Source organism: Sphingomonas sp. Tas61C01 (genome assembly GCF_052567495.1).
The window spans coordinates 3239778-3251860 of the sequence record NZ_CP199583.1 but is presented as its reverse complement, the minus strand read 5'-3'; the positions used below and the strand labels follow the sequence as shown (position 1 = coordinate 3251860).

10 protein-coding genes and 1 pseudogene are annotated in these 12083 nt (G+C 67.9%); 4 read left to right on the top strand and 7 right to left on the bottom strand.

Annotation, left to right across the window (positions count from 1 at the left end):
* Positions 1-32 precede the first annotated feature (32 nt).
* Complete coding sequence (locus tag ACT009_RS15300) at positions 33-797, bottom strand: hypothetical protein (RefSeq protein ID WP_445191920.1); 765 nt, start codon at positions 795-797, stop codon at positions 33-35.
* 131 nt (positions 798-928) lie between these two features.
* On the opposite strand from ACT009_RS15300, the gene ACT009_RS15295 reads away from it, so the two are divergent.
* Positions 929-2314: an RNB domain-containing ribonuclease gene (locus ACT009_RS15295; RefSeq protein WP_445191919.1), complete on the top strand. Its 1386-nt coding sequence runs from the start codon at positions 929-931 to the stop codon at positions 2312-2314.
* 172 nt (positions 2315-2486) lie between these two features.
* On the opposite strand, the gene ACT009_RS15290 is transcribed toward ACT009_RS15295, so the two are convergent.
* Both ACT009_RS15290 and ACT009_RS15285 read right to left on the bottom strand, forming a co-directional pair.
* Positions 2487-3140: a glutathione S-transferase family protein gene (locus ACT009_RS15290; protein WP_445191918.1), complete on the bottom strand. Its 654-nt coding sequence runs from the start codon at positions 3138-3140 to the stop codon at positions 2487-2489.
* Between the two features lie 4 nt (positions 3141-3144).
* On the bottom strand, positions 3145-3945 hold the full coding sequence (locus ACT009_RS15285; protein ID WP_445191917.1) for a VOC family protein: 801 nt from the start codon (positions 3943-3945) through the stop codon (positions 3145-3147).
* A 184-nt stretch (positions 3946-4129) separates the two neighbouring features.
* Between ACT009_RS15285 and ACT009_RS15280 the strand changes: the two genes are divergently transcribed.
* The gene (locus tag ACT009_RS15280; protein ID WP_445191916.1) at positions 4130-4564 is read left to right on the top strand and encodes a hypothetical protein; all 435 of its coding nucleotides are present in this window, start codon (positions 4130-4132) and stop codon (positions 4562-4564) included.
* A gap of 25 nt (positions 4565-4589) precedes the next feature.
* Here the strand turns inward: ACT009_RS15280 and ACT009_RS15275 are convergent, their stop codons facing one another.
* Genes ACT009_RS15275 through ACT009_RS15265 form a run of 3 tightly spaced genes read right to left on the bottom strand, consistent with a single transcriptional unit; the run spans position 4590 to position 7632 of the window.
* On the bottom strand, positions 4590-6068 hold the full coding sequence (locus ACT009_RS15275; RefSeq protein WP_445191915.1) for a UbiA family prenyltransferase: 1479 nt from the start codon (positions 6066-6068) through the stop codon (positions 4590-4592).
* On the bottom strand, positions 6065-6484 hold the full coding sequence (locus tag ACT009_RS15270; RefSeq protein WP_445191914.1) for a hypothetical protein: 420 nt from the start codon (positions 6482-6484) through the stop codon (positions 6065-6067). Before ACT009_RS15270 ends, ACT009_RS15275 begins: the two co-directional genes overlap by 4 nt.
* Positions 6481-7632, bottom strand: a complete 1152-nt coding sequence (locus ACT009_RS15265) for a hypothetical protein (protein WP_445191913.1) — start codon at positions 7630-7632, stop codon at positions 6481-6483. Before ACT009_RS15265 ends, ACT009_RS15270 begins: the two co-directional genes overlap by 4 nt.
* Before the next feature lie 304 nt (positions 7633-7936).
* Between ACT009_RS15265 and ACT009_RS15260 the strand changes: the two are divergent.
* Together ACT009_RS15260 and treF are read left to right on the top strand one after the other, a co-directional pair.
* Positions 7937-8650 (top strand): annotated as a pseudogene (locus ACT009_RS15260) (methyl-accepting chemotaxis protein); the annotation flags it as partial.
* Between the two features lie 798 nt (positions 8651-9448).
* Entirely contained in the window at positions 9449-10978 is a 1530-nt protein-coding gene (gene treF / locus ACT009_RS15255) for an alpha,alpha-trehalase TreF (protein ID WP_445191912.1), read from the top strand.
* 22 nt (positions 10979-11000) lie between these two features.
* Here treF and ACT009_RS15250 read toward each other — a convergent pair whose 3' ends face one another.
* On the bottom strand, positions 11001-12068 hold the full coding sequence (locus ACT009_RS15250) for a class I SAM-dependent methyltransferase (protein ID WP_445191911.1): 1068 nt from the start codon (positions 12066-12068) through the stop codon (positions 11001-11003).
* Positions 12069-12083 lie beyond the last annotated feature (15 nt).

The following is a 12083-nucleotide window of genomic DNA, read 5'->3' as shown; positions in this document are numbered from 1 at the left end:
GGCAGGTAAGGCGGGCAGGAATTGCTGGCGGCTCAGCCGGGGCGGCCGTCACCGTATTTCAGTTCGAGATACCGGCCCTGCACGGTAACCGCGTCGAGCGTGCCGCCGGCGAGTTGATCGGTCATCCGCGCGAGTTCGGCATCGATCAGGCGTAGCCCGTCGGTCAGTTGAGCGTCGGGCGTGCGGCCGTCGGCCTGCGGCAGGCTGCGGCGGTGGATCGGCACCGCGCGCCAGCCCTCCACCAGATCGGGGAGTTCGGTGGCGATCAGCTTGCGGACCGCATCGGCGGCGGGGCTCCGGGGATCGAGCCGGGCGGCCTGTGGCGCGAGTTCGTCGAGGCGGCGCGACAGCGTGTCCGCCAGTTGCACCGCGGGCGCCGGCAACCCGCGGCGCTGCGCGGCGAGCCAGATCGTCGTCTCGGCTGCGAGATCGGGCAGCCCGGCCTCGGCCAGCGCCGCGCGGCCGCGAACCGTGGGATCGGCGCGGGCGATGATCAGCGCGCCGAGGAACACCATCATCGCCGCCGCGATCGCCAGCGCCGCGCCCGGCACCAGAAAGGCGGCGAGCACCGCCCAGGCGAGCAGCGACGCCACCGATGCGAGCGCCAGCCGCAGCAGCAGCCGCTTCTGCCGGCGGGCGCGCGCCTCCTTCTCGCGGCGGGCTTGGGCACGGCCCTCGGGAGACAGCCGGCGAAGCAGTTCCTCGGCCTGGGTCAGGCCGACATCGGCCAGCCCGGCGGCCACGCCGCGCGCGCGGCGGACCATCTCCTCGCCCTGCCCGATCCTGTCGTCCGGCATCACGCCCATCCTTTCTGCGTGGCCGCGCCTGTCGAAACGATGCGCATGCAGGCGAACCTACACACCTCGCCATCGCTGCCAAGGGGGCTGCGCGGTTTGGAACTGCCCGGGTTGCGTGTAGGACCGACGCCGTGAAAGCGCTCGCCGATCCCGACAATGCGCTGGCGACCGGCCTCGCGGCGATCCGCCAGGAGTTCCAGGTCCCCGCCGGCTTCCCCGCCGACGTGCTCGCCGCTGCCGAGACCGCCGCCCGCCGCGTGCCGGCCGATCATGTCGACCGCCTCGACCTGCCCTTCGTCACGCTCGACCCCGCGACGTCGACCGATCTCGACCAGGCATTCTGCATCGAGACGAGCGGCGCGGACCTGGTGCTGCGCTACGCGATCGCGGACGTCGCCTGGTTCGTCGAGCCGGGCGACCCCATCGACGCCGAAGCGTGGCGGCGCGGCGAGACGCTGTACCTGCCCGACGGCAAGGCCGGGCTCTATCCGCCGGCGCTCGGCGAACGGGCGGCGAGCCTGCTGCCCGACGGGCCGCGCCCCGCGGTGGTGTTCGCGGTGCGGGTCGCGCCCGATGGCGAGGTACGGCTCGACGGGGCCGAGCGCGCGATCGTCCGCAGCCGCGCCAAGCTGGCCTACGACCGGGTTCGTCCCGAGGATCTGCCGCCGCCATTCGAGGATCTGTCGCGCCGGATCGCGGCCGCCGAGCAGCGCCGCGGCGCCTCCCGCGTCGATCCGCCCGAACAGCAGGTCGAGGCGGTCGAGGGCGGCGGCTTCGCGCTGTCGTTCCGCCCCCGGCTGGAATCGGAGGACCGCAACGCCGCGCTGTCGCTCGCGACCAATCTGGCGGTCGCCGACGCGCTGCTCGCGCATCATACCGGGCTGTTCCGGATCATGCCCGAGCCCGATGCCGCCACCGAGGCGCGATTGCGGATCACCGCTGCGGCCACCGGCATCGCCTGGCCGGGCGACCGGCCGCTCCGCGACTTCGAACGCGCGCTCGACCCCGCGGTGGCGAAGGATGCCGCGATGATGCTGGCGATCCGCCGCGCCGGATCGGGTGCGAGCTATGCGCCCTATGATCCGGCGGCGACGCCCTGGCACGCCGCGATGGGCGCGACCTACGCGCATGCGACCGCCCCGCTGCGGCGGCTTGCCGATCGCTACGTGGTGATGGCGACGCTTGCGATCGCAAACGGCCGCGCGGCGCCGGATTACGTCACGGCGGCGTTCGCGACCCTGCCGCCGGTAATGGCGAGGGCGGGCGCCCGGCAGGGGCAGATCGATCGCGCGGTACTCGACCTGGCCGAGGCGGTGATGCTCGAGCCCGATGTCGGCAAGACGTTCGCCGCGGTCGTGGTCGAGGCCGACGCGCATGCCGCGCGGATCAGGCTGAGCGACCTGCCCGTCGTCGCGCGGGTGGCTGCGGCCGGCCTGACAGCGGGCGACGCGGTCACCGTCCGGCTGAGCGAGGTGGACCGCGACCATCGTCGGATCGTGTTCGCGCGCACGGATTAACGGTCCGATCCCGGCGATCCGCCTGCCGTTCCGATCGGTTCGTTGCAACATGTGTCCCGCGGCAACCTCGCAGCAGCCAGACCCTCTGGCATTCCGGACTTGATCCGGAGTTCCGGAAGAGTTTGCGTAGATCCCGCCTGCGCCGGAGCACAGATAGCGTGCCCCATCCCGCTCAGTCGCGATCCGGTGCGCCGAGCGGGAAATAGGCGCGATACGGCCGCGCCTCCTCCACCGCCCGTGCGAAACTCGGGCGTGCCAGCAGTCGCGCGCGATAGGCGCGGAGACCCGGACAATCGTCGCCGATCGGATGCACCCAATCGCCATAGAAGAGCGACGGTGCCGCCGCGCAATCGGCCAGCGAGAAGCGATCCCCCGCCGCCCAGCTGCGCCCCTCCAGCCGCCGCTCGAGCCACGCATAGGCAAGATCCAGCGCACCCGCGGCGCTGCGCTTCGCCTCGTCGAGCCGATCGGGCGCGCTGCGCAGCGATTCGCTCACCGCCACCTGCGCGGCGTTCATCACATATTGATCGAAGAAACGGTCGAGCAGCCGCACCTCCAGCGCTTCCGCCGGATCATCGGGCAGCAGCCGCACCGCGCCACGATGGTGGAGGTCCAGATGCTCGATGATGATGCTCGTCTCGATCACCGTGGCGCCGTCGTCGACCAGCACGGGGAACTTCGCGACCGGCCAGATCCCGACCAGCTCCTCGCGCACCCCCGGCTCCTCCAGGCTGCGATAGACGAAGCGCAGATCCTTCTCCCACAACGCCACCAGAACCTTCTGGCAATAGGACGAGAAGGGGTGCGCATAGAGGGCGAGCGACATGCCCTCAGCCCCGCACGCGCGGGCCGACGATCCCGAACGGCGCGCCCTGCGGATCGACGCAGGTGGCGGAGTGTTCGCCGCCGGGGATCTCGTTCGGGCCATGCAGCACCGCGCCGCCGCCCTTGGCCACCGCCGCGAGCGCGCGATCGATGTCGTCGACGCCGATATAGTAGATCCAGGCGGATTGCGGCATGCCCTCTGGCTTCCTCATCACCGCGCCGATCATCCCGTCGCCGCGGTAGAGGAACTTGTAGTCGCCCATCTCGCCCATCGGCATCGCGCCGTCCTGGCGCCAACCGAACAACCCCGCATAGAAGTCGATCGCGGCGTCCTGATCGCTGGTCGCGAGCTCGTTCCAGCGGATATGCCGTGGCTTGTCGTAGGAGAACACGTCGCTGACCGCATCGGGCCGGTCCGCTGGCGGGGTCGGCTTCATCACGTACATCGGCGCACCCTGTGGATCGGTGAGCAGCGCCATCCGCCCGACGCCCTCCATCGTGTTGTCCATCATCAATGCGCCGCCCGCGTCGGTGAAGACCTTCACCGCGGCATCGACGTCATCGACATGGACATAGCCGAACCAGCCCGACCGCGCGCCGCTCGCGGTCATCTCCGGCGTGAGCCCGAGCACGCCGCCCGCGAACCCGCCGTCGCCGCGGTTGATCATCCGATAATCGACCGCGCCGCCGCCCGACGGTTGCGCATCGACCGACCAGCCGACGACGTCGCCGTAGAAGGCCGATGCGGCGCCCACGTCCGTGGTCATCAATTCGTACCAGATGAAGCCGCCCTGATCCGTCGCCATGCCACTCTCCTCATGCCCTCTGCCATCGCGTCGTGCCGCGCGGCCCGTTCGAACGAGCATGCCCTCGCTAGTTACAAAAGACAACCATCGTGAGCCACCGCATTGTAATTCGGCGCTATCTGCCGCATCTATGGTGTGCTCGCGGCGGAGTCGTCCGCCCTGTGCGCGTTGTTCATCGGAGGTCATGATGCGTCTCGTCCTCGCCGCCGCCCTGTTGGCTGCCACTTCGTCGCCCGCGTTCGCCGAGCCGCGGCACGCCCTGCACGTCTCGCCCGATCAGGCCGCCGCGGCGCTGCAGAATCCGCTGATCCAGGAGGCCGGCGCCCGCACGCTCGCTCAGCTGGTCGGGATCGTGCTCGACACCCGGATCGGCGCGGCGGCACCGCTGGTAGCGCCCGACGCCGACGTCCGCCCCGACGATACGCTCCGCGATCTGGCCCAGCGCGACGACCCGCGCTTCGAAGAGCATTTCTACCAGGGCACGCGCCACGCGCTCGGCAAGGCAGGCGCGGTCGCCGGCGGTGCCACCGCGCAGGCGAAGGAGCTGAAGAGAACCGCCGACCGCCTGCAGGCCGCCCTCTCCCCCCTCCTTACGGCGCTCGCGAGCAGCGGGGACTAGGTTTAGCAGCCATACTCCCGGCCGCTCAGCGGCTTGGAAGCAGCAATCCCGTCGAGAAATCGAGCTTGGCGGCGGCGACCGCAAGGAGCGCGGAGATGATGATCAGGATCAGGCTCTTGCGTTCCTTCAGCGCAAAGATGATCGGGTCGTCATGCATGTAGCCGCGCTGGGCGAGCAGCATCATTCGGCTAAACCAGTAGAGCAACACCGGGCCGATCAGCCACAGCAGCGCCGGATTGGCATAGAGCTGGCTGACCTCGGGTTGGGCAGCGTAGAGCGAGAGGACGAGGACTGCCGAGAAACTGCTGGCGCTGCCGAGCGACTGCAGGACCGCGAGGTCAGCGCCGAAATAGCCGCGTCCGGTCAGTCGCTGTTGCGCCGACTTTGCCCGGTCAACCAGTTCGGCGCACCGTTTGACGATTGCCAGTGCCAGGAACAGGAACATCGAGAAGGCGAGCAGCCACACCGATAGCCGAACACCGGTCGCCGCCGCGCCTGCGACGACGCGCGCCGAATAGAGCGCGGCGAGCGTGAACACGTCGATCAGCATGGATGTCTTCAACCGTACCGAATAGGCGGTGGTCACCACCGTATAGCCCAGCAGCACCACTAGGAAAGCGGGACCGACGAACAGCGCGATCAGCAGCGCCGCGGCGAACAGGACGATCCCGCTGGCCACGCCGGCGGTGATCGAGAGTTCCCCCGATGCGAAGGGCCGCTCGCGCTTGCGGGGGTGCGACCGGTCCGACGCGATGTCGAGCATGTCGTTCAGCAGGTAGGTGGCCGATGCCACCAGCGAAAAGGCGATGAACGACAGCATCGCATTGCCGACCAAGCCTATGTTGCCGATCTGGTGGGACGCGAGCAGCGGCAGGAAGATCAGGATGTTCTTCAGCCATTGATGCGGTCGCATCGCGCGGAGCAGCGGCATCGGTTTCTTACGCTGCACCGGGAAGTCGCGAAAGGATACGAGCGGCTCGGGCAACCGAACCCGGGTGCCGTGCCCCGCGCGCAATACATGGCGCGAGTACTGCCAGACATGGATGTCTGCCTTGGCATCCCCGACATAATCAAAGCCGCTCGGGTGGCTCTCGGCGAGGAGGTGCGCCTTCGCCGGCCCCTTCAGGTTGACGCCTTCCGACCCGTGGACGGCGTCGAAGATGCCGAGATGGGCCGCGGTCTGCTCCGCCCATGTTTTGGGCGAAGCGGTCACCAGATGGATCGGACGACCCGCCGCCCGCTCCGATTTCAAATGATCGATCAGGTCGGTTCGATAGGGGAGCAAGGCCGGGTCGAACGGCGCCTCGCGCGCCAGGAAAACTTTCAACGCGAGGCGGCCGCGGGCCATCGCCGCGATCATGCCGAAGGCGGAAAGCGGCGATTGTTTCAATGTCGCGACCAACGCCTCGTGCAGCAGATCCCCGTGGATCAGCGTACCGTCCAGATCGACGCAGAGCGGCGTGGTGTCACCCGCTTGCGCGGCCACGGGCCGTTGCGCGCTCACCGGCCGCTCCCCGTGCCGAGACGATCGGTTGCCGCTTGCCCCTCGCTCCTGCCCGACACCGCGACGAGAACGACGCCGATCGCGATCAGCGCCGTACCCGCGGCCTGCAGCGGGAAGATTCGCTCCCCCAACAGGGTGGCCGAGAGCACCGCCACGGTGACAAAGCTCAGGCCAACGAAGGGGTAGGCCAGCGACAGCGGCAGTCGGGAGAGCACGAAAAGCCACGTCACCGTCGACAGCCCGTATAGCGTCAGGCCACCGAGCAGTCGCCATTCGGTTCCCGCAGCGAGGACCAGCCCCAAGGCCCCGCGCGCCGGATCGGCATGGAGGAGCGCCGATTGCATCCCCAGCTTCAGACAGATCTGCGCGCAACCGGTCAGCACGACCGTGACGCCAAGGAGGATCCAAACGATCATGATATCGCCTTTGCAGAACGGAAGGTGCTGCTGTGCAGCGCGACGGTTTGGAACGCCGCCGCGATGACGACGAGCAGACCCGGGAAGAGCATGCTGAGGTTGCGCGCTTCGCCGGCGGCGCAGAACAGCAAGAATAGAGGGATGTTGATCAACGCCGCCAGCGCGAGTTGCCGGCGCATCGCCACCGTCACCCATCGCCAGCCGATCGCGACAGCGGTCCCGATCGCGACGATCCAGGGCAAGCTGAACGGATGCGGCAGGCGCAGGCCGTAGGTGGTCTCTGCGCGAACCAGGAATGTGCCGGTCATGAAATAGTGGAACTGGTCTGCGATGTGGCTTTCGGCGGTGCTGCCGAGATTGGCCGCGAACCGGATCCGCTGCACTTCGTAGGTCAGACCGGCGACGATGATGCAGGCGGCGACGATCACGGCGGACGTGCGCAGCGACTTGCGCTCGAGCAACAGCGGGAAAGCGGTGACCGCAAAGAAGAAGAAGCTTTCCTTGTTCCAGGTTGCGAGCAAGGCGACGACGAGCATCGCCTGCCACCAACCTTTGCGCGCAAGCAGCAGGAAAAGCAGGAAAAAGGCCGACTCGCTATAATCGTAGAAATACCCGCCGGTCGATTGCAGCAGCGGAAACAGGAGCAGGAAAAGCGATGCACCGGCACCGGCTGCGATCGGTTCTATTCCTTCGCTCCGCGCAAAGGCGTAGCCGGCGCCAAGAAGCGCGATCGCGGCGAGGTAGGTTAGCAGGTACACCAGCTTGAACCGCATCGCTTTGCTGTGACTTGCGACCACCGCCGAGGGGAATGCGAAATAGGACGACTTCATCCCCAGCGCACGATCCGCCATTTCGTCCATCTTCGCCGATGTGATGTCGTCAACGGCATTGACCGAATCCACAATCAACCGACGATAGGCGAACGGGCGGGACGCGTTGCCGTCGAGCATGGTGCTCAACGAAATGGCCGGTACGTCGTTGTAGAAATTCCACTTGGTGTAGAACCCCGTGATCGAGGCTGCCGCGATCACAAGCGACAATGCCAAGATCGATAGCCAGCCTAAGACTTTGATAAGTATGCCACGAGGCCCCTGTCCGGTCGGGTCGAACCCGTCGCTTGAGGAGTTTGCAAACTGCGGCTCAAGCAACGGCTTTCTCCGGATTGTCGACGCCGGTCCGCCCACGCGGCTAATCAGGACCAAGACAGCAAGATCTAGTCGCCTGATGAACGATTGTTCAGGAAAGGCAAACGGTAATTTAGCGCAGGTCTGCTTGAAGGTGCTTCGTCCTGTCACCCTGCGGGCACACGCCGACCAAGGCGCCACTGTTTGCGACACTCAATGTCAATGGCGGGCGCACATGATCGCGGCGACAGGCCATCTTCACGCCATCGCAAACGACGCGTTAACCCTCGCCGGTTAAGCGGATTGACCATGCGATCGGAAGAAACTCGTGACGCTTGACCAGACCGTTACCCGCGCCGCGCGTTTGTCGGGCGAGCTCGGCATCAGGACGCTCGATCTGCAGGCGGACATTTCCGAACTGTCGGACCGCGTCACCGAGCAGGCGGCGACGATCGAGGGGGTCGGCGATCAGGCGAACCGATTGGCGCAGGACGTCGAGAACGTCGCCGATGCGGCGCAGGGCGCGCGGGTCAACACCGCGGGGGCGCGGGTCGTCATCGGTGACTCCAACGTCCAGATCAACGCCGCGACCAGCGATGTCGTCGAACTCATCGCACAGGTCAGCCGCATCCACGAGGGGCTCGGCTCGTTCACCTCGGCGCTGGCCGAGGTCGCGCGCGTCACCACCACGATCAACGACATCGCCAAACAGACCAACATGCTGGCGCTGAACGCCACGATCGAAGCCGCACGCGCCGGCGAGGCGGGTCGCGGGTTCGCGGTAGTCGCGTCCGAGGTCAAGAAGCTCGCCTCCGAGACCGCGGCGGCGACCACCCGGATCAACACCTCGATCGCAGCGCTGACCGGCGAGGCCGATGTGATGCTGGACCAGATCGATGTCGGCGTCGGTAAGGCGCGGTCGGCGCACCGCGGCACCAAGGATATCGAGACGCTGGTCGAGCGATTGAGCGTGCTGATGAACGGACTGTCGCGCAACAGCGAGGCGGTGGCGGATCGCGTCGATTCGATGGTGCTGGCGGTGGACGAGGTGAAGAGCGGGCTCAGCGCGCTGTCGAGCACGTCGTCGGACAATGCGCACGGGCTGAAACGCCTGTCTCAGCGGGTATCGGTGGTGAGCGACGACACCAACGGGCTGTTGCAGATGCTCGCCGAAAGCGACGCCGACATCCCCGATCGCCCCTATATCCAGTTCGGGCTGGAAACCGCGCGGCAGATGTCCGCAGCGTTGGCGGCGGCGGTCGATCGCGGCGAGATCACCAAGGCGGCGATCATGTCGGAACATTATGAGCCGCTGGCCGGGAGCGAACCGCCGCTGTTCACCCACCCGGCGATGGCACTGCTGACCCGGCTCGCGCGGCCGCACCAGGAATCGGCGCGGCAGCTGCCCGGCTTCTTCGGAATGAGCTTCACCGATCGGAACTGCTTCGGCGCGGTCGCGATGCCCGAACGCTCGCATCCACAGCGGCCGGGGCAACCGACGTGGAACAGCGAGCACGCCCGGGCTGGGATGTTCTTCCATTATCCCGAGACCGCGATACAGGTTCGGACGGAAACGCCGTTCTGCCTGAAGGCGTATCGCCGGCCGGTGGTGGGCGGGGGCGTCATCCTGCTGAAACAGGTGATCGCGTCGATCTTCGTTGCCGGCGCGCATTGGGGCGTGCTTCAGCTCGCCTATGAGAACCAGGGTTGATCACGGCGCGCTGACGCGTCGGCGAACGCAGCCGGCGGACAGATCGGGCTTTCCAAGAGATTGCGGATCGGTAGGATCGCTGCCGTGGATCATCGATCGCCGCTTCGCCGTGGGCCTTGGCCAGCGCGCATGATCCGTCTCCTGATGCTCGCCATGGGCGTGCTGCTGATGGCAGCGACCGTGCCGTCGCCGGCCGAGCGGTTCGGCGCGCTGTTCCACGACTTGCAGATGGCGAAGCTGTTCGCCGATTCGAAGACCTTCGCCGATGCCGAGCCGCGGCGCGCGGACGCCGCGATCCGCGCGGATTACGTTCGGTGCGACTGCAGGAGCGCGGACAAGCTGCGCGCGTTCGTGCTCGCCAACTTCACGCTCCCCGACGAGCCGGCCGCCCCACCGCCTGGCAAGCGGCTGGGGCTGCGCGCGCATATCGACTGGCTGTGGCCGCACCTCACGCGCACGCTGCCGAGGGTGCCGGCGGGATCGTCCGCGCTCCCCCTGCCCCGGCGCTTCGTGGTGCCCGGCGGGCGGTTTCGCGAGATGTACTATTGGGACAGCTGGTTCACGATGCTGGGGCTGCAGGCATCAGGCCGGCAGGACCTGGTCGAGGACATGATCGCCGACTTCGGCAGCCTGATCGATCGCTATGGCCGGATCCCGAACGGCACCCGCAGCTATTATCTCAGCCGGTCGCAGCCGCCCTTCTTCTACCTCATCGCGGCGATGTCGCGCGATCCGCGGACACGCGCGCGGCGCGCTTCGTGGCTGCGCGCGGAGCATGATTTCTGGATGCGCGGCGCGGCGGGGTTGAAGCCGGGCAGCACCGCGGCGCGGGTCGTCATGTTTGCCGACGGATCGCTGCTCAACCGCTATTACGACAACCGCGACCATGCGCGCGACGAGAGCTACCGCGAGGATGCCGCGCTCGCCGACGCCACGCCGGGGCGCGACCGCCGCCAGCTGTTCCGCGATCTTCGCGCCGGGGCGGAGAGCGGCTGGGATTTCAGCTCGCGCTGGCTGGCGGACGGCAGGACGCTGGCGACGATCCGCACCACGCGGGTGGTGCCGATCGATCTCAACAGCCTGATCTACGGCATGGAACGGCGGATCGCGACCGAGTGCCGGGCGCTCCGCGACGCCGCGTGCGCGACCCGGTACGACGCGCTCGCGGACGCGCGCCGCACCGCGATCCGCCGGCACCTGTGGAATGCGGGCGGATACTTTGCCGATTACGATCTCGACCGGCGGCGGGTCGCGGCGCAGCGAACCGCGGCGATGGCCTATCCGCTGTTCGCCGGGATCGCGACGCCCGCGCAGGCGAAGGCGACCGCGGTGGCGATCGCGCCGCTGATCGGCGAAGGCGGGCTGGCGACGACCCTGGTCGACACCGGGCAGCAATGGGATCACCCCAATGGCTGGGCGCCGCTGCAATGGATCGCGATCGCCGGTCTCCGGCGCTACGGCGAGACCGCCGCGTCGCGCCGGATCGAGACCGGATGGTTGGCCACGGTGACGCGCGAATATGCCGCGAGCGGGAAGCTGCTCGAGAAATACAACGTCGTCGAACAGCTACCGGGCGGCGGCGGCGAGTATCCGCTGCAGGACGGCTTCGGCTGGACCAACGGCGTGACGCGCGCGTTGATGGCGGCGCCGGGACGCTGACGCTTGCGGCGTCGCACCCCGCTTATGGACGCGCTTCGAGCACGAGGTTGAACGGCCCGGCGGTCGCGCGTCGAACGTGCGAGAAGCCTGCGGACGTCAGCACCTCCGTCAACCGAGCCTCGCCGGCTTGCGCGCCGAGTGCTTCGCCGACCTCCTGCGACAGCGATGTCGGTATGCAGATCATGGTCGATGCATTGTAGAACAGCCGGCCGACCGGGTTGGCGATGTTCGCCTCGACGGTGTCGGCGGCGGCGGGCTCGACGATCATCCAGCTGCCGTCGGGCTTCAACAGATCGCGGATGTGAGCGGCGCAGCCGCGTGGATCGCCCATGTCGTGCAGGCAGTCGAACATCGTGATCAGATCGAAGTCGCGTTCCTCGACCGCCTTGGCCTCGGCGGTGAAGAAGCTGACCCGATCGCTCAGCCCGTGCGCGGCGGCGTGGTCGTTGGCCTTCGCGATCGACGGCGCATGGAGATCATAGCCGCTGAAGCGGCTGTTGGGGAACGCCTCGGCCATCGTCAGCGTCGAGAAGCCGACGCCGCAGCCGAAGTCGGCGACCTTCGCGCCCGCTTGCAGCTTCGCGACCGCGCCGTCGAGCGCGGGGAGCCAGGACTGCACGATGTTGTTCACGTACCCCGGACGGAAGAACGAGCCGACCGCGCAGAACAGGCACCCGCCGCTCTCGCCCCAGCCGACGCCCTCGCCGGTGCGGAACCCGACCTCGACCTTGGGCTCCGCCTCGATCATCGCGGCGGCCAGATCGAAGGCGCCGGTCAGGTAGACCGGGCTGTCCTCCACCGCGAAGATCATCGCCTGTTCGGGCGTCAGGCCGAACCGCTTGGTAGCGGGATCATAGGCGACGTAGCCGTTGGCCGCCTGCGCCAAGGCCCATTCGCGGACGTAGCGCTCGGCAAGGCCGCCGGCGCGCTTGGCGAGCTCGACCGAAGTCGCCGGCCCGCCCTTGTGGAGCGCATCGAACAGGCCGAGGCGTACGCCGATCCTCACGGTCGGGACGCTGAATGCGCCGCCCAGATCGCCGAGCAGCTTGCCGACCAGGCTGTTCAGGGTGTCTTCGTCGATACCGCTCATGCGCGTACCTTCCTG